Source organism: Serratia sp. Z4 (genome assembly GCF_009900725.1).
GTDB classification, from domain to species: Bacteria; Pseudomonadota; Gammaproteobacteria; order Enterobacterales; family Enterobacteriaceae; genus Serratia; species Serratia nematodiphila.
Map to the genome: position 1 here is coordinate 37,341 of NZ_JAAABD010000003.1, position 18,395 is coordinate 55,735.

Sequence of the window (18,395 nt, forward strand, 5' to 3'; positions counted from 1 at the left end):
ATCTAACCCGGCCCGGATGCAACGGCGATAAAAAAACAGCGGGGAAGACCCCGCTGTTTTCAGGCGTTGGCGTGAGCCGGTGGATTACAGCGCGGCGATGGTCGCCTGCTGTTCCTGCAGCTTCACTTTGCCTTCTTTGCAGGCCGCCAGGCGATCGCGTTCTTTGGCGACCACTGCTTCCGGCGCGCGCGCCACGAAGCCTTCGTTCGCCAGCTTGCCTTCGATCGAAGCGATTTCCGCATCCAGCTTGCCCATCTCTTTGGCCAGACGCGCGATCTCGGCATCCTTGTCGATGAAACCGGCCATCGGGATCAGCAGCTCGGCGCCGTCCACCAGCTTGGTGACGGAGACCGGGCCTTTCTCACCGGCCGGCAGCAGCGCGATGGATTCCAGGCGCGCCAGGCGGGCGATAAAGCTTTGGTTCTCCTGCACGCGGCGCTGGGCGTCGGCGCTGCAGTTGCGCAGCAGCACGTCGAGCGCTTTGCTTGGCGCGATGTTCATCTCGGCGCGGATGTTGCGCACGGCGATGATGGTTTGCTTGATCCACTCCAGATCGTTCAGCGCCTGCTCGTCTTCCAGCGCGGCGTCGTAGGCCGGGAACGGCTGCAGCATGATGGTGTCTGCGGTCGTGCCGGTCAGCGGCTTCACGCGCTGCCAGATGGTTTCGGTGATGAATGGAATGATCGGGTGCGCCAGGCGCAGCAGCGCTTCCAGCACGGTGATCAGCGTGTGGCGGGTGCCGCGTTGTTCCGCTTCGCTGCCGTTGCTCACCACCGGCTTGGTCAGCTCCAGATACCAGTCGCAGAACTGGTTCCAGGTGAATTCGTACAGGATGTTGGCCGCCAGATCGAAGCGGTAGGTATCCAGCGCTTCGCGGTAGGCTTTCACCGTGCGGTTGAATTCGGCCAGGATCCAGCGATCCGCCAGCGACAGCACTTTCTCGCCGCCGTTGAAGCCGCAGTCGTGCGCTTCGGTGTTCATCAGCACGAAGCGGCTGGCGTTCCACAGCTTGTTACAGAAGTTGCGGTAGCCTTCCAGGCGCTTCATGTCCCAGTTGATGTCGCGGCCGGTCGAGGCCAGCGCCGCCAGGGTGAAGCGCAGGGCGTCGGTGCCGTGCGGCTCGATGCCGTTCGGGAACTGCTTCTCGGTGCGCTTGCGGATCTTCTCCGCCAGCTGCGGCTGCATCATGTTGCCGGTGCGTTTTTCCAGCAGATCTTCCAGCGAGATGCCGTCGACCATGTCCAGCGGATCGATCACGTTGCCTTTCGACTTGGACATCTTCTGGCCTTCGTCGTCGCGGATAAGACCGGTCATGTAGACGGTCTTGAACGGCACCTGCGGCTTGCCGTTTTCATCCTTGATGAAGTGCATGGTCAGCATGATCATGCGCGCGATCCAGAAGAAGATGATGTCGAAGCCGCTGACCATCACGCTGGTCGGGTGGAAGGTTTTCAGCGCGTCGGTCTGCTCCGGCCAGCCCAGGGTGGAGAAGGTCCACAGGCCGGACGAGAACCAGGTGTCCAGCACGTCTTCGTCCTGGGTTAGCACCACGTCGGCGCCCAGGTTGTTCTCGCTGCGCACTTCTTCTTCGCTGCGGCCCACGTAGACTTTGCCGTTCACGTCGTACCAGGCCGGGATGCGGTGGCCCCACCACAGCTGACGCGAGATGCACCAGTCCTGAATGTCGCGCATCCAGCTGAAGTACATGTTTTCGTACTGCTTCGGCACGAACTCGATTTGGCCCTGTTCGACCGCTTCCACCGCCACTTTGGCCAGCGGCGCGGTGCGCACGTACCATTGGTCGGTCAACATCGGCTCGATCACCACGCCGCCGCGGTCGCCGTAAGGCACCGTCAGGTCGTGCGGTTTAATCTCGTCCAGCAGGCCCAGATTTTCGAAGGCGGCAACCACCGCTTTACGCGCCGCGAAGCGCTCCAGGCCGCGGAACTCGGCCGGGATCTCGTTGCAGTAGTCGGTGCAGACTTCGCCCAGGGTGTTGAACACTTCCGCTTCCTGACGGATGTCGCCGTCGAAGGTCAGAATGTTGATCATCGGCAGGCCGTGGCGTTTGCCGACTTCGTAGTCGTTGAAATCGTGCGCCGGGGTGATCTTCACGCAGCCGGTGCCTTTTTCCATATCGGCGTGTTCGTCGCCGACGATGCGGATGCGGCGGCCGACCAGCGGCAGAATGATCTCTTTGCCGATCAGGTCTTTATAGCGCGGATCTTCCGGGTTGACCGCCACGCCGGTATCGCCCAGCACGGTTTCCGGACGGGTGGTGGCGACCACCAGGTAGTCTTTGCCCTCGGCGGTTTTCGCGCCGTCGGCCAGCGGGTAGCGCAGGTGCCACATGGAACCTTTGGATTCGCGGTTTTCCACTTCCAGATCGGAGATGGCGGTGCGCAGCTTCGGATCCCAGTTCACCAGGCGCTTGCCGCGGTAGATCAGATCTTCTTTGTGCAGACGGACAAACACTTCGCGCACCGCGTTCGACAGGCCTTCGTCCATGGTGAAGCGCTCGCGCTCCCAGTCCACGGAGTTGCCCAGACGGCGCATCTGGCGGGTGATGGTGCCGCCGGATTCCGCTTTCCACTGCCAGATCTTGTCGATGAACGCGTCACGGCCGTAGTCGTGGCGGGTTTTGCCTTCTTCTGCGGCGATCTTGCGCTCCACCACCATCTGGGTGGCGATGCCGGCGTGGTCGGTGCCCGCCTGCCACAGGGTGTTTTTACCCTGCATGCGCTGATAGCGAATCATGGTGTCCATGATGGTCTGCTGGAACGCGTGGCCCATGTGCAGGCTGCCGGTGACGTTCGGCGGCGGGATCATGATGCAGAAGCTTTCCTGGCTGGTATCGCCGTTCGGCTTGAAGTAACCCTGATTCTCCCAGTGATCGTACAGCTTCTGTTCGATCTGTTTTGGGTCGTATGCGGTATCGAGCTGACTGTTTGTCTTTTCCATTCTTTATCGTATTCAGTGAGTTGGCGGCGTAGCCGTGGTCAAATGGAAGCCGACGCTGCGATAGGCCTTATAACGGTCGCGCGCCAACTGTTTCAGAGTGTCTTCGTAAGGAACGAAGTCTACCACTTCATGGAAAGCGGTAGCAAAATCGGCAAACTGCGGCAGCAGGGCGATCAGCAGATCGCGCGGGGCGTTGCCGCGCTTGCCGGGCCAGCACAGTTCCACCGGCGCGCCGTAGTGCGGCCCTTCGCCGGCCAGGTTGTGCGGCACGAATTCATGCGGCTCGCGCTGCCACAGCGCTTCGTCCAGCCGCTGGGCCTGCTCCTGGCTCTCGCAGGCGATCAGCACCCGCTTGCCGGCGCGGAAGCCGTTGGCGGCAACGGCGCAGGCCACGGCCTCATGGGCGCTGAGCGCGCCTGACGGTTCCGCGTTGTCGAGCAAATAAAACGTCGCCTGTTTCATTAAGGATCCACCGCTGCCGATAAAAAAACAGGGCACAACATGTAGGTTGCGCCCTTTTTGGGAACGGAGCAGATAACTCTACCCCTTCGCTGCTGAGAGGATTATATACCCAATAGATTTCAAGTTGCAGCTAGGCGGCAAGTTCGTTCATCCCCAGGAGCTGACATCAAGTCAGTGACTGGGGTGAACGAATGCGGCCAACAACGCTGCGGCTTGAAAGATGAAGGGTATTTAATCGTCGCCGTTCAGGCCTGCACGGTTCAGTAAGAACTGCGACAGCAGCGCCACCGGGCGGCCGGTCGCGCCCTTGGCTTTACCGGAGCGCCAGGCGGTGCCGGCGATATCCAGGTGCGCCCAGGTGTACTTGCGGGTGAAGCGCGACAGGAAGCAGGCAGCGGTGATGGCGCCGCCAGGGCGGCCACCGATGTTCGCCATGTCGGCGAAGTTGGAGTCCAGCTGCTCGTAGTACTCGTCGGCCATCGGCAAACGCCAGGCGCGGTCGCCGGCCTGCTCGGAAGCGCCCAGCAGCTCGTGCGCCAGCGGGTTGTGGTTCGACATCAGGCCGGTGATGTGGTGGCCCAAAGCGATCACGCAGGCGCCGGTCAGGGTGGCGATGTCGATCACCAGCTCCGGCTCGAAGCGCTCGACGTAGGTCAGGGTATCGCACAGCACCAGGCGGCCTTCGGCGTCGGTGTTGAGCACCTCGACGGTCTGGCCGGACATGGTGGTCAGCACGTCGCCCGGACGGTACGCCCGGCCGCCCGGCATGTTTTCACAGCCGGCCAGCACGCCGATCACATTCAGCGGCAGGTTCAGCTCCGCCACCACGCGCATCACGCCGTACACGGTCGCCGCGCCGCACATGTCGTATTTCATCTCGTCCATGCCGTCGGCCGGTTTGATCGAGATGCCGCCGGAGTCGAAGGTCAGCCCTTTGCCTACCAGCACGATCGGCTTAGCGTCCGGATTTGGGTTGCCCTTATATTCCATCACCGACATCAATGATTCGTTCTGCGAACCGGCGCCGACCGCCAGATAGGCGTTCATGCCCAGCTCTTTCATCTGCTGTTCGCCGATGACGCGGGTGGTGATGTTGGTGCTGAAGGCGTCCGCCAGCTGACGGGCCTGCGAGGCCAGGTAGCCGGCGTTACAGATGTTCGGCGGCATGTTGCCGAGATCTTTGGCCGCCTTGATGCCGGAAGCCACTGCCAGACCGTGCTGAATCGCGCGCTCGCCGCTGGTGAGCTCACGGCGGGTCGGCACGTTGAACACCATTTTGCGCAGCGGACGACGCGGCTCCACCTTGTTGCTTTTCAGCTGATCGAAGGTGTAGAGCGTCTCTTTGGCGGTTTCCACCGCCTGACGCACTTTCCAGTAGGTGTTGCGGCCTTTCACGTGCAGCTCGGTCAGGAAGCAGACCGCTTCCATTGAGCCGGTGTCGTTGAGGGTATTGATGGTTTTCTGGATCACCTGCTTGTATTGGCGCTCATCGAGCTCGCGCTCTTTGCCGCAGCCGATCAGCAGGATGCGCTCGGAGAGAATGTTGGGCACATGGTGCAGTAGCAGCGTCTGCCCGACCTTGCCTTCCAATTCGCCACGGCGCAGCAATGCGCTGATATAACCATCACTGATTTTGTCGAGTTGTTCTGCGATAGGGGACAGGCGGCGCGGTTCGAAAACGCCGACTACAATACAGGCACTGCGCTGTTTTTCCGGGCTACCGCTTTTTACACTGAACTCCATGCACTCTCCTGAATCTTAAAGACAAAGGCGGACGCTACGGCTAGAATAATCGACTCCGTAACGATCTCCCGCCATTTGAGTTAACGGATTATGTTAACCTGAACGGCGTAAATTGCTCTGTTTTGGCGACTATAAGCAAGTTCCTATAGGACACCCAAACGGCTTGATGTTGTAATACTATTTTAGCTGTGAAGGTTGCCATATGATGAGAATAAATGGCGGATTAGCGATGAAATTATCGATTTTCCTGCAAAAAGACAAGTTTTCACAGGCGTAATAAGCGTGATCATCATAAGATATCTGGTACGGGAAACGCTCAAGAGCCAAATCGCCATCCTGTTCATCCTGCTTCTGATCTTCTTTTGTCAGAACCTGGTCAGGGTGTTGGGCGACGCGGTGGACGGCAATATCCCGACAAACTTAGTACTCTCTCTGCTCGCTCTGGGCGTGCCGAAGATGGCGCAGCTCATCCTGCCTTTGAGCCTGTTTCTCGGCTTACTGATGACGCTTGGGCGGTTGTATACCGAGAGCGAAATCACCGTCATGCACGCCTGCGGGCTGGGCAAACGCACCCTGATTATCGCCGCCATGATCCTGGCGCTGTTCACCTCTGCGGTCGCGGCGGTGAACGTGTTTTGGGCCGGCCCCTGGGCCTCGCGCTATCAGGACGTGGTGGTGAACGAAGCCAAGGCCAACCCGAGCATCGCCGGGCTGGCGGAAGGGCAGTTCAAACCCTCGCAGGACGGCAACGCGGTGCTGTTTATCGGCAACGTGAAGGGCAGCACCTTTAACGACGTGTTCCTGGCGCAGCTGCGGCCGAACGGCAACCAACGCCCGTCGGTGGTGGTGGCCGAGCACGGCAACATCGTGCAGCAGAAAGACGGCTCGCAGGTGGTGACGCTCGACAAGGGCACGCGTTTTGAAGGCACCGCGCTGCTGCGCGACTTCCGCATTACCGACTTCACCGACTACAAGGCGGTGATTGGCCACCGCACCGTGGCGGCGGACAACACCGAATCCGAACAGATGTCGATGCAGACGCTGTGGGAATCCGACGATCCGGACGCGCGCGCCGAGTTCCACTGGCGCCTGACGCTGGTGGTGTCGGTGGCGCTGATGGCGCTGCTGGTGGTGCCGCTCAGCGTGGTGAACCCGCGCCAGGGCCGCGTGCTGAGCATGCTGCCGGCCATCCTGCTGTATCTGATCTTCTTCCTGCTGCAGACCTCGCTGCGCTCCAACGCCGGCAAGGGCAAGCTGGATCCGATGCTGTGGCTGTGGCTGGTTAACGGCGTTTACTTCGCGATCGCGCTGGCGCTGAACCTGTGGGATACCGTGCCGATGCGCAAGCTGCGCGCACGCCTGAGAGGAGCGGCCTGATGTTTGGCGTATTAGACAGGTATATCGGTAAAACGATTTTCAACACCATCATCATGACGCTGTTCATGCTGGTGTCGCTGTCCGGCATCATCAAGTTCGTCGATCAGCTGCGCAAGGTCGGCCAGGGCGAATACACCGCGCTGAGCGCCGGCATGTACACCCTGCTGAGCGTGCCGAAAGACATCGAGATCTTCTTCCCGATGGCGGCGCTGCTCGGCGCGCTGCTCGGCCTGGGCCAACTGGCGACGCGCAGCGAACTGGTGGTGATGCAGGCTTCCGGCTTCACCCGCCTGCAGATCGCCGGCTCGGTGATGAAAACCGCCATTCCGCTGGTGCTGCTGACCATGGCGATCGGCGAGTGGGTGGCGCCGCAGGGCGAGCAGATGGCGCGCAACTACCGCGCCCAGCAGATGTACGGCGGCTCGCTGCTCTCCACCAAGAGCGGGCTGTGGGCGAAGGACGGCAACGACTTCATCTACATCGAGCGCGTCTCCGGCGATAAAGAACTTTCCGGCGTGAACATCTACCACTTCAACGATCAGCGTCGCCTGGAAACGGTGCGCTATGCGGCTACCGCCAGCTTCGAGAACGGCCTGTGGCAGCTTTCGCAGGTGGACACCTCGGATCTGACCAACCCGAAACAGGTGACCGGCACCCAGACGCTGACCGGCGAATGGAAAACCAACCTGACCCCGGACAAGCTGGGCGTGGTGGCGCTGGATCCGGATTCGCTCTCCATCAGCGGGCTGCACAACTACGTGAAGTACCTGAAGCAGAGCGGCCAGGAAGCCAACCGTTACCAGCTCAACATGTGGAGCAAAATCTTCTCGCCGCTGTCGGTGGCGGTGATGATGCTGATGGCGCTGTCGTTCATCTTCGGCCCGCTGCGCAGCGTGCCGATGGGCATCCGTGTGGTGACCGGCATCAGCTTCGGCTTCCTGTTCTACGTGCTGGATCAGATTTTCGGCCCGCTGAGCCTGGTGTACAGCATGCCGCCGGTGCTGGGCGCGCTGTTGCCGAGCATGCTGTTCCTGCTGATCAGCGTGTATATGCTGCTCAAACGCAAGTAGCGTGGCGAGCGGTAGTGAAGAAAGGCGTGGCCGTGGGGCCGCGCCTTTTTTGTTGGGGAATCAGCCGACGCTCAGCAGCGCGATGCCGGCATCCTGATAGGCCTGCTCGTCTTCCGGCAGACGATCCAGCACCAGGGTGTCGATCTGTGCAGGGGAGGCGAACTGCGCCAGCGAGGTGTTGCTCAGCTTGGAGTGATCGCACACCACGATCACCTGATTGGCATGCTCCACCATCGCGCGCTTGGTTTCGGCCAGCATGATATCGGCCACGCAGGCGCCCTGTTTCAACGACAGCGCGTTGGTGCCCATAAACGCCTTGTCGATGTTTAGCGTATCCAGCAGTGAACGGCCGTTGATGGCGACTGCGCAGTGATAGCCCTTTTTGACGATGCCGCCCAGCAAGATGATTTGGATAGACTCGACGTCCTCCAGACTCTTGGCGATCATGAAATCGTTGGTAACCACGGTCAGGTTGCGCTTTTGGCGCAGATGGCGAGCGATCTGCAGGGGGGTGGTGCCGGTGTCCAGCACGATGATATCGCCGTCTTCCACCAGGCCGGCGGCCAGTTGACCGATTTGCTCCTTGGCGTTGAGGTTCACCTCTTCACGCTGATCGGAACCGACCTCAAAGCTGGCGCGGGTGCGCAGAATGGCGCCGCCATGGGTGCGTGTCAGCATACCGGCGTCTTCCAGAATGCGCAGATCGGTGCGGATGGTGGCGCCGGAGACGTTAAAGCGCGAGCTCATTTCCCCTACGGAGAGCTTGCGCTTCTCCTTGAGAATGGCGAGGAGTTTTTCCTGGCGCTCTTCTGCGAACATGCTCACTCATTCACTCCTGACCGGCACAATGGATGTGCGGCTAATATACCTTGCACATCGTCCGCAGGCAAAGCGGCTTGCCGGCTACCGCAGCCGGACTGCCCGTAGAAGAATGTGAAGGTTACGGCGCGTCGATCCTTTTTGGTATAGTCTACCCAGCAGCGTATTGGGTAGCGGGGCAGGCAGTTAATGGAATATGAAGAGAATATCAGTCACATTATCAGCAAGCATCTGGAAGCGGCATTAGGCGATTTCGGCGAGCTTATCTGGGCCTACGTGGTGTTATCCAAGAAAGATATGTCATGTATCTTTGGCGTCACCAATTATCCCGGTGAATGGGTAAAGCAATATAAAGAGCAGGGGCTACAATATACCGATCCGGTAGTCATTACGGCGCTCAATCGCCTGACGCCTTTTGCCTGGGATGAGAATCTGATGGCCGGTACCGGCTTCCGCTTTTCTGAGTTGTTCGAACAAGCACGCGAATTCGGCGTAGCCGACGGCTATACCTTCGTGTTGCATGATTTTAATAATAATCTAGTGACCCTTTCCTTTACCCTCGCTGCCGAGCGCAAGGCGGAAACCATGCAGATGCTGAATCAGCATAAAGGCGATATTTCGTTGCTGCTGGCATCGACCCATGAGATGTATTTGACGCTGACTTCACTGTCCGAAAAAAACACCGCGCGCCAGGAAAAAAACGCCCGTTTTACCGAGAGAGAAAACGAGATCCTCTATTGGGCCAGCGTAGGGAAAACCTACCAGGAAATGGGCATGATCCTGGGGATCAAAACCTGCACCATCAAGTTTCATATGGGGAACATTGTCAAAAAGCTGGGGGTGGCGAATGCCCGGCATGCTATCCGTTTAGGGATGGAACTTCAGCTGATTAAACCGGTGGGGTGATTAGAACGCAGGTTCGTCGCTCAACGGCCAGGCGTTTAGCATGTGCTCGTCTTGCGTATTCAACTTTTTGAATATTCTGTTTTTTAATGCCTCCTGGCTCTGACGATCAACGTGGCCCAACAGCAAATGAACGGGCTCGTTCTTTTCCGATATGCCTGTTTTCAGCAGCGTGACGTTCCAGCCGGAGCTTTTGATGATATGCAACATAGGATGGCTGGAGACGGCCAGTATGCCGTCATAGCCGTGTTGCCGCGCATAGTTGATCAGCGACAAGAACAGCGCCAGAGTTACAGGGAACCGGCGACCCAGCAGTGATTGGGTTCTTTCTTTATCGACGAAAAAGCGTGTGGATTCGATGAAATTCCCTTCTGGAATGACGATGTCATGAAAGAAAGAGGAAAATGCGCTGTTTAGCATATTCTTGTGTTTCATATCAATCATCCTGGTACCACAAACTATCATGTTGTCCTTTACGCCAAATATATAGTTTGTCTTATCATTATCAAACTCATCCAGCTCCTTGCCGTCTGAACAGTTCACGGCCCATTGCAGCCTGTCTTTAAAGACATTTTTCCTTAAAACATAAAGATCTGCTGATTTTTCGGTGCTCATTGATGCGTAGTTGGTGCTGTAAATATTAAACATAATGTTACCTTTGAATAAATTAAGAGAAATAACTTTATCCAGTAACATCAGAGAAGTTTCACTACGAGCATGCCGGTGCGTGAGAATGATAAGGCTTTTTAAGCGATCGGCGCTAACCTTATTATGCCGTGCGGCCGAGGTAGTTTCAGGGCAATGGAACGGTGAACACAGCAGGCCGGCGAAATTGAACGGCCTGGCCGATTAAAGACAGGAGAGGATTCCAGAATTGCTATCATGGGCTGCCTGGCCTTGTCTGCCATGGCGAAATATTAACTGGTGATTTTATAATGAATGGAGTCTTAATTATTTTAATAGTGAATGGGTGATATTTTCCTACTGAAGATTTGCCGATAAGGCATGACTTCCTCGTCCCGCAGAGAAATAAGCGTGAAAATGGCGGCCAGTGTGATTTCTACAGTATGCCTCGGACCTTTATTCCTGCGTGACCAAGTCCGATCTTAAAAAATATCTGATAGAGATCACATTATTGTAATGACAGGAACGGTGCTATTTCGTGATGGTTCTGCGGAGATGTTGGGCCGCCGGGTGAAATGAGCAATGCGTGGTGGTTTTGATAGAACGCCGTGGCGGCTGGGATACAGAGCAAAAAATAGTGCTAGCACCCGATTTCCGCTATGTGAAATAATAACCCAACTGAACTGATGAAGGTCTAGTAGGGTACTATACTTTAGTCTAACTAGCTTCTAACTCCCTAAGACGATACACTTTTCTAGTCAATTTTTGATGAAAAAAACATAAAAAAAACCTGACCTCGTAGGGTCAGGCTGCCAAGATCGGCCAACACCAGGGAAAATTTTCTTACACCATCTTAAAGCTATCAACTCAGCAGAGGCAAGTGTTCTCTGCTGGTTTTTAGCTTTGGGTTGCTGTTTTGTTACGTATGCACGCTATTTTCTGTTGGTTCTAGATAAAATCCCATCTCAAGAAATAACATCTCTCCCCTGACAACCCCGTTCCCATTGACTTATTCCAGTTATGACTGTCGTAGATGAAAAAATAGTGTTGTCGGAATGTTGTGCAAACATATTTTTTATTGGCTGAGTTATTGGGCTGAAATTATTTTCAGCGTTGTTATCCCGGTTCGGAATTATTTGGCATCGTTTACATAGATCGGGGGAGTAACAAGCATAACCCGACAAGCGGCGAGCCACGGCTATAAATACGCGTGAGCTGACAAAAAAGCGAATGAGGCCTGATGGTTTATAACAGCTATCAGGCCTCATGCTATGTGGTAAGAAACATTACAGCGGCTGGCTGAACTCCACCCGCTCGCCGTCCGGCCCGGCGATCATCAGATAGCGCACGCCGTTGGCACCGCTGGGTTGCAGCGTCGGCCCTTCAATCACCGAATACCCCAGATCCGCCAGCCAACGCTGCGTGGCCGCCAGATCGGTGACCCGCAAAGCGATGTGGTCGATACCATAGGCGTTGGCGGGGCGAATCAGCCCTTCGGCGGGCAGCTGGTATAACTCCAGCGTTAGCTCACCCAACTGCAAAAACTGTACGGCGACGGGGCCGCCGAGCGCCAGCGTTTGCCGGGGTTCGAAACCGAGCGAACGATAGAAGCCGGCTGCTCGTTCGATATCGGCGCAGCGCAGGCCGACGTGCATCAGCCCGTTAATCCGATGTGCCATATCAAATCCCCTTGCGCGCGCAGTAGAAGCCATAGAAGGCGACGTAGGCGAAGCAGACCAGCGGTACTGCGAAGGCGATCTGCATATCGCCACCGTTGAGATCGGAGATGATGCCCATGATTAACGGCACCACCGCGCCGCCAATGATCGACATCACCACGATCGAACCGGCTACCTGAGTTTCTTCGCCCAGCCCTTTGATCGTCAGGCCAAAGTTGGTTGGCCAGCACAACGCCATACAGAAGTTGACGCCCATGATCGCCACCACCGCCAGCAGGCTTTGGATGTTGACGGCCAGCAGCAACAGCAGCACGCATACCGAACAGAACACGCCGAGCAACCGCGCCGGGCTGAACTTTTTCATCAGTGCGGTGGTGACCACCTTGCCGGCCGAGTAGCAGACCAGCGTGGCCAACAGCCAGTAGGTGGCCGAATGCTCGCTTGCCCCCTGTTCAATCATCTGCACAAAACGAATGGTGAAGCTCCAAAGCCCTACCTGCGCGCCGACATACAGGAACTGCGACAGCACCCCCAATCGGAAGCGCTGCAGCGCCAGCAGGATCTTCAGCGATTGCATCAGCGGCTTGCCCGCTCCCTGATGCGAGCGTTGGGTTTTGCAGGCGGGGAATTTCACCGCCACGAAGATCAGCGCCAGCACGATCAGCACGCTGCCGATGATCAAATAAGGCGTGACCACCTGCGACACCATCTGGGTGCGTGCCGCTTCGGCCGCCGCCGGTGGCATCTGCAGCAGCTCGGCGTGGCTGGGATCGTTTTTGCCGAACACCAGCTGCTGGCCGATCAATACGCCAAAAATGATCCCCAGCGAGTTGAAGATCTGCGAAAAGTTGATGCGCTGGGTGGAGGTTTCCAGTGGCCCCAGCAGGCTGGAGTAAGTATTGGCTGAGGTTTCCAGGAACGACAGCCCGGTGGCGATCACCCCCAGGCAGGCCAGGAAGGCGCCGTAGGTCATGATCTGCGCTGCCGGGATAAACAGGAAGCAGCCGAGCGCGTACAGGCACAGGCCGATTACGATCGCCACCTTGTACGAGTAGCGTTTGATCACCGCTGCGGCGGGCAGCGCCATCACGAAGTAGCCGAGGAAGAAGATCGACTGCACCAGTGCGGTTTGGGTATCCGACAGATCGAAGCCTTTTTTGAACTGGGCGATCAGGATGTCGTTCAGGTTGCCGGCCATGCCCCACAGGGCGAACAGGCAGCAGACCAGCATCAGCTGCAGCCAGGGCGTGGCGGGCAGATAGGCACTGCGGTCGATGTTTTCGGCCGCGGCGTGTTGCGCCACGTCGCCCTTGTTAATCAGAGAGTCGCTCATTACGGTGTTCCTTCATCCGGAGAAAAAGAGAACGAGCTAATAACGTCAAGCTGCTCGTAGAGGGGCTGCGCCTGGCGGTAGAGCTGTTCGAACAGCTCGAAGCAGCGCAGGTAGTGCTCGTGCTGGCGCAGATCGGGGGTAAATTCGCGCTCGATGCTGACGGTGCGGCTCACTCCCTGGGCGAAACTGCTGAACAACCCGACGCCGACCCCGGCGACTATCGCGCAGCCGGTAGTGCCGTTCTCCTGATTGCGCGTTTGCAGTAGCGGCAGGTTGTAGACGGAGGCCTTGATCTGCAGCCACAGCGGGCTACGTGCGCCGCCGCCGGAGGCGATCATTGCCTCCGGCTCCTGTGCGTGGCGCCTGAGCTGCTGCAGATTACGCAGGGAGGCCAGCGCTACGCCTTCCAGCACCGCGCGGTAGAGATGCGGCTGCCTATGCCTGCGCTGCAGGCCGAAGAACTGCGCGCGTGAGTTGGTGTGTTCCGCCAGCCGCTCGCCGGTCAGGTAGGGCAGGAACAGCAGCCCCTCGGCACCCGGCGGCACCTCGGCCGCCATATCGAGCATCTGCTGGTGGCTGAGTTGGCCGGCGCTCAACGCGGAACGCGCCCAGCGCATGGCGTCGCCACCGGCATCGAGCAAGGTGAAACCACCCCAGGCCGGGTTGGCCAGGTGCAGGTTATTGACGCTGGCGGAGAGCAACGGGTGCTCCGAGACCACGGTGAGCAGCGTCGAGGTGCCGGTGCTGTCGGAGGCGATGCCGGCCTGATAGACGCCGGAGCCGAGCAGGGTAGCGGCCATATCCGCCGTGCCCGCCACCACCGGCACGCCCGGCGGCAGACCGGTGGCGCGTGCCGCTGCAGGCGTAATGTGGCCAATCACCTCGCTGGAAAGATGGATGGCGGGCAGCTGATCGGCGCGCAACCCGAACTGCTGCACCGCCTCTGGCGACCACTGCAGCGTGGCGCTGTCCATCAAGTAATAGCAGGAGGCCTCGCTGTAATCGGTAGCGCGTACGCCGCAGAGCCGGAAATTGACGTAATCCTTCGGCATCAACACCGTGGCGATGTGCTCCCACTGCGATGGATGATGCTCGCGCAGCCAGGCCAGCTTGAACGCCGGCCAGGCGGCGGTGGGGGGATTGTTCAACAGTTCCAGCCAGGACTGCGGCGGCTGTTGGTGGCTAAAGCGGGCTACCTGCGGCTGCGCTCGTTTGTCGTTCCACAGCATGGCGCGATCGACGACCAGTTCGCCGTCGGCATCGAGCAAGACCGTGCCGTGCATTTGCCCGCAGGCGCCGACGGCGGCGATACGCGGCCAGTATTCGGCGTAGCGCGCGTGCAGCTCCTGCGTACACTGGCAGACACTCAGCCACCACAGTGAAGGTGGTTGTTCCGACCAGCCGGCCTGCGGCGTGATCTGCTCGTACTCGCGCTGCGCGAAGCCAAGGATTTCCCCGGTGTTGGTGACCAGCCCGGCGCGGGTGCTGCCGGTGCCGATATCAAGGGTAAGAAGTAAATCTTTCATTGTTATCACTCCCGTGGCGGATGGCGCGGGCCACTCGCAGAAGCGTGCGCTGGGATCGCGCAAGATTAGTTATCGTTCAGTTCCGGGAACAGGCCTGGATCCTGTTCGAGCTGCTCCAGCACGCGCTGGGTGGCCGCCGCGCTCATGCCAAAGCGGCGTACGCCCAGCCGATATAGCGTGCGCACCGTGTCCAGATCGCGAATGCCGCCGGCCCCTTTGATCTGAATGCGGCCACGCAACTGATCGGCGATGATCGCCACTTTCTCTACCGTGGCGCCGGTCGGTGCCCAGCCGGTGGAGGTTTTCACCCAGGCCATGCCGACCTCGACGGCGATGTCGCACACCCGACGGATCTGTTGCTCGTTCAGATAGTGCGTCTCCAGAATGACTTTGGCCGGCACCGGTGCGGCGGCTTCGACTACCCGGCGCAGATCTTCGCGAACGTAGTCGTAATCCCCCGACAGCACCTTGCCGATATTCACCACCATATCGACCTCGCGCGCGCCCTCGGCGATCAGCTGGCGCACCTCCTGCACCTTGAGATCGGTGGTTTGCCCACCACCGGGAAAACCGACCGGCCCGCCAATCATCACGTCCGCCTGGCCGCGCTCCGGCAGCAGAGGACTGAGAAAACGCGTCCAGCACGGCAGCACGTGCACCGAGATAATGCGATAGCGGCTGGCCAGCGCGGCGCAGTGGCGCACGTCCTCCTCGGTATTGGTGGCCTGCACTGCGCTCAGATCGATCAACCTGGCCATGCGTCTGGTTGTTTCATTCACTGTGTTTATCCTTCTTTTATTTTCATTTGATTTTATTTATTCACATTATTCTCTTTCATATGGTTTTAAAATCATCATTTGGTGAAATTGTGATCGGATCTGCGGTTTTGTTGCGAGGAGGGTGAAAGTGCGGGGGGAAGATGCGGTAAACGCCGCAAGTCAGAGGGAAAACGGGGATTGTGACGCTTTTTTCGACATTTAACTCATTGAATGCCTGATAACTCTTGCGCGCCGATCGCGGGAAGGTATAATGCACCCGTTTTCCGCATACTACTTCAGTGCCGAAGTGGCGAAATCGGTAGACGCAGTTGATTCAAAATCAACCGTAGAGATACGTGCCGGTTCGAGTCCGGCCTTCGGCACCATTAAGTACCGCGCGAACAAGAAGCCACCGAAAGGTGGTTTTTTTGTGCCTGGAGTCCAGTATCTGCAAAGTGTCCCCAGTATTAGATACAACTGTCAGTTAGTAATGGACTGACCCCACCCCGGTAGACGATCCTGCCCTATAGTTTGAGCATAGGAGGAGCGTATGGGCACACCACGATTTACACCTGAATTTAAGGAAGAAGCTGTCCGTCAGATAACGGAACGCGGTTATTCCGTTGCCGAAGTATCTGACCGTTTGGGTGTTTCTGCACACAGCCTCTATAAGTGGCTACGAGCTATCAAACCTGATAACAGCGAACAGCATGCCCGGGATTTACTGGAAGCCGAAAGCGAGATCCTGAAACTACGGGCACAGCTAAAACGTACCGAAGAAGAACGGGATATCCTGAAAAAGGCTGCGCGGTACTTTGCAAGGGAGCCCGACTGAAGTACTGCTTTATCAATGAGCACCGCACTGTATGGGGTGTGATGACGATGTGTCGGGTACTGCATGTCGCCCGGGCCGGGTTCTACGCGTGGCTGCACAACCCGGTCTCGGCGCGTGATAAAGATAACCAGCGTCTGCTGACGCTTATCTGTGATTCATATTCACTGAGCGGATGCGTATACGGTTACCGGCGGGTTCATGGCGATCTGAACGAAATCGGGGAAACCTGCGGCAAAAACCGGGTGGGCCGTATTATGCAACTGAACCGGATTAAAGCCGTGCGGGGCTATAAAGCACCACGGCGTATCGCCGGCCGATCTTCGGTGGTTGCCCCTAATCGCGTACAGCGGCAGTTTACCGTTGTCCGGGCCAATCAGGTCTGGGTCACCGACATCACTTATATCCGGACCTGGCAGGGATGGTTGTATCTGGCGGTGGTTATCGACCTCTTTGCCCGTAACGTGGTGGGTTGGTCGATGAAGCCGACCCTCTCACGCGAACTGGCACTGGATGCGCTGATGATGGCGGTCTGGCGACGTAAACCGGACAGCGAGGTCATCGTGCACTCAGACCAGGGCAGCCAGTACGGCAGCGACGACTGGCAACGGTTCTGTCGGGCCAATAACCTGGCACCCAGTATGAGCCGGTGTGGCAACTGTTGGGATAATGCGGTGGCCGAATCGTTCTTCAGTTCACTGAAAAAAGAACGCATCAGGAAGAGAATATACAAAACCCGGGATCTGGCCCGGGCGGATATCTTCGATTACATTGAAGTGTTCTACAACCGGGCCCGGCGTCACAGTCATCTCGGTGGCGTCAGTCCGGAGGCCTTTGAACGGGCCTCGTCGCGAGGACAGGATATGTCTACGGTCGTGGGGTCAGTCCAGCCGGTACGGTTCTTATAAACCAATTGGCCGCTGGCAATGGTTTCTGCTCGTTGTTCTTCGTTTAGGTTGAGTATGTCTGCTGCTGCATCTTGCACATCTCGAGCAAGTGCGCCTTCGGGCTTGGTTGCCAAAAAGCGAAGCACTGGCTCGATGAATTGGTCGTAGGTAGGTACTGACATGCTGAGGTTCCCTGTTTTTCCTTATTATTCCTATGATACTGCACAAACTCGGTTTTGAAGTTGACAGGTAGCACGCTGTTGCAGGCAACTTTTAACCGATAGCGGCCTCTTTCAACTCCAACTTCACCATCAGCTGCTTATTCACCTCTTTCCCATCCACCCCGCTATGAATCCGGCGATGGCAAGTCGGGCAGATAGCACCCACCCACTGCGGGTGATCGGGGCCTTCGTCGGCTAAGCGTTTGGTGTGATGGGGTTCGAGGTAGGGCTCGCCGTTCCTTTTCTTGAACGGTGCCGGCTGCTCGCAGGCTTCGCAGATGCCATTGGCGCGCTTGAGCACGTATTTTTTTACGTCTTCACTGCGTTTGAACCAGGATTTTTTGCTGTCGCTCTGTTGGCGCTGGCCCGATTGCTTTGAGGACTGCAGTGCCTTCTTGCGTAACTGTTCGAGCGTTTCTGTCTGCGTATCGGCTTCATCGGTTTCTGCTTCTTCTTCGACCGCGTGCAGTGATGAGACTTTGAACAGGTTAAAGGTGATGCCTTGGCGCATGTTATTTTCGAAATCTAAGCACTGAATGTGATCCCAAGAGTCGCACTCAAACATGCCAAGATAGCGGACGCCTTTTTCTTTCTTGTTGTCTTCGAATAGGAAGATGTCTTTGCCGTCTTTTTTATGGTCGCGGATGGATTTATTGCCACGAATAAATTCCATAGGGCCTTTTTGGCCTTCCCCCGTATAAGAGAAGCTGCCTTCGGCTGTCCATCCATCTTTGTAGCCGTAGGTTTCGCCGCTTTCTCCGGTGAAGATAAAGATTACCGGGAATTCCCGCGGGGTCCAGATACCGCCTTGCAGCTGCCCGCCATAAAGCTCGATAAGCGCTTTGCGTGTGTACAGTTTGCCTTCGGTTAAATAATCAAAAGGATGCGGTGTTTCGACGATCTTAAAACCGAGGTCCTTGAGAAATTGAATGGCTTTTTCCGTGCCGCTATCGGCATTGATTCCTTTAAACGGATAGCCATGCTGCTCACGGTATGCTCTAGCGGCAATGCCTCGGATGTCGTACTTCTCGCCATTATAATGAAGGGTGTATTTTTTAAATCGTTTTATTTCATGTTGTTTTAAGAATTCATCTCGGCCAAGTTTTTTATATTCTTCGATGGCTTTTAAAACGGATTCTTTTGAAGATAACGCCTCTATTGCAGTTGCCAAAACTACTCCCTCACCTTGCCGAGTTGACT

14 protein-coding genes, 1 tRNA gene and 1 pseudogene are annotated in these 18,395 nt (G+C 57.3%); 5 read left to right on the forward strand and 11 right to left on the reverse strand.

Going from position 1 to position 18,395, the window contains the following annotated elements:
* Positions 1 to 84: 84 nt before the first annotated feature.
* The 3 genes from GT753_RS14105 to pepA all read right to left on the reverse strand — a co-directional run bounded on the left by GT753_RS14105 (position 85) and on the right by pepA (position 5,166).
* A complete protein-coding gene (locus tag GT753_RS14105) occupies positions 85 to 2,961 on the reverse strand; it encodes a valine--tRNA ligase (RefSeq protein WP_049243089.1) in 2,877 nt (958 codons plus the stop codon).
* 12 nt (positions 2,962 to 2,973) lie between these two features.
* Positions 2,974 to 3,423: a DNA polymerase III subunit chi gene (locus GT753_RS14110; protein ID WP_004933353.1), complete on the reverse strand. Its 450-nt coding sequence runs from the start codon at positions 3,421 to 3,423 to the stop codon at positions 2,974 to 2,976.
* A gap of 231 nt (positions 3,424 to 3,654) precedes the next feature.
* The gene (gene pepA, locus GT753_RS14115; protein ID WP_004933352.1) at positions 3,655 to 5,166 is read right to left on the reverse strand and encodes a leucyl aminopeptidase; all 1,512 of its coding nucleotides are present in this window, start codon (positions 5,164 to 5,166) and stop codon (positions 3,655 to 3,657) included.
* Between the two features lie 282 nt (positions 5,167 to 5,448).
* Between pepA and lptF the strand changes: the two genes are divergently transcribed.
* Positions 5,449 to 6,543 (forward strand): LPS export ABC transporter permease LptF, encoded by a 1,095-nt coding sequence (lptF, locus tag GT753_RS14120; RefSeq protein ID WP_004933351.1) that lies wholly within the window; start codon positions 5,449 to 5,451, stop codon positions 6,541 to 6,543.
* A complete protein-coding gene (lptG, locus tag GT753_RS14125) occupies positions 6,543 to 7,613 on the forward strand; it encodes an LPS export ABC transporter permease LptG (RefSeq protein ID WP_016929273.1) in 1,071 nt (356 codons plus the stop codon). The genes lptF and lptG overlap by 1 nt, the downstream gene beginning before the upstream one ends.
* A 60-nt stretch (positions 7,614 to 7,673) precedes the next feature.
* Here lptG and GT753_RS14130 read toward each other — a convergent pair whose 3' ends face one another.
* Positions 7,674 to 8,432, reverse strand: a complete 759-nt coding sequence (locus GT753_RS14130) for a DeoR/GlpR family DNA-binding transcription regulator (protein WP_160125754.1) — start codon at positions 8,430 to 8,432, stop codon at positions 7,674 to 7,676.
* Positions 8,433 to 8,621: 189 nt separating this feature from the next.
* Between GT753_RS14130 and GT753_RS14135 the strand changes: the two genes are divergently transcribed.
* Entirely contained in the window at positions 8,622 to 9,338 is a 717-nt protein-coding gene (locus GT753_RS14135; protein WP_160125705.1) for a LuxR family transcriptional regulator, read from the forward strand.
* Here GT753_RS14135 and GT753_RS14140 read toward each other — a convergent pair whose 3' ends face one another.
* From GT753_RS14140 to deoC, 5 genes are all read right to left on the reverse strand, one after another.
* On the reverse strand, positions 9,339 to 9,983 hold the full coding sequence (locus tag GT753_RS14140; protein WP_049187813.1) for an acyl-homoserine-lactone synthase: 645 nt from the start codon (positions 9,981 to 9,983) through the stop codon (positions 9,339 to 9,341).
* 1,262 nt (positions 9,984 to 11,245) lie between these two features.
* Positions 11,246 to 11,638, reverse strand: coding sequence for a VOC family protein (locus tag GT753_RS14145; RefSeq protein WP_049187790.1), 393 nt, complete (start codon positions 11,636 to 11,638; stop codon positions 11,246 to 11,248).
* A 1-nt stretch (position 11,639) separates the two neighbouring features.
* A complete protein-coding gene (fucP, locus tag GT753_RS14150; RefSeq protein WP_160125706.1) occupies positions 11,640 to 12,971 on the reverse strand; it encodes an L-fucose:H+ symporter permease in 1,332 nt (443 codons plus the stop codon).
* Positions 12,971 to 14,497, reverse strand: coding sequence for an FGGY-family carbohydrate kinase (locus GT753_RS14155; protein WP_160125707.1), 1,527 nt, complete (start codon positions 14,495 to 14,497; stop codon positions 12,971 to 12,973). The genes fucP and GT753_RS14155 overlap by 1 nt, the downstream gene beginning before the upstream one ends.
* 65 nt (positions 14,498 to 14,562) lie before the next feature.
* Entirely contained in the window at positions 14,563 to 15,255 is a 693-nt protein-coding gene (deoC, locus tag GT753_RS14160; RefSeq protein WP_371732172.1) for a deoxyribose-phosphate aldolase, read from the reverse strand.
* A gap of 301 nt (positions 15,256 to 15,556) precedes the next feature.
* Between deoC and GT753_RS14165 the strand changes: the two genes are divergently transcribed.
* A tRNA-Leu gene (locus tag GT753_RS14165) sits at positions 15,557 to 15,641 on the forward strand.
* Between the two features lie 164 nt (positions 15,642 to 15,805).
* Positions 15,806 to 16,995, forward strand: a protein-coding gene (locus GT753_RS14170; RefSeq protein WP_371732165.1) for an IS3 family transposase whose coding sequence is annotated in 2 segments (ribosomal slippage) — positions 15,806 to 16,061 and positions 16,061 to 16,995 — 1,191 coding nt in all. Because the reading frame shifts where the segments join, the coding sequence is not laid out codon by codon here.
* Here GT753_RS14170 and GT753_RS14175 read toward each other — a convergent pair.
* Positions 16,974 to 17,156, reverse strand: a pseudogene (locus tag GT753_RS14175) (winged helix-turn-helix domain-containing protein); the annotation flags it as partial. The gene GT753_RS14170 and the pseudogene GT753_RS14175 sit on opposite strands and share 22 nt — an antisense overlap.
* A 91-nt stretch (positions 17,157 to 17,247) precedes the next feature.
* A complete protein-coding gene (locus tag GT753_RS14180) occupies positions 17,248 to 18,366 on the reverse strand; it encodes an HNH endonuclease signature motif containing protein (protein ID WP_160125709.1) in 1,119 nt (372 codons plus the stop codon).
* Positions 18,367 to 18,395 lie beyond the last annotated feature (29 nt).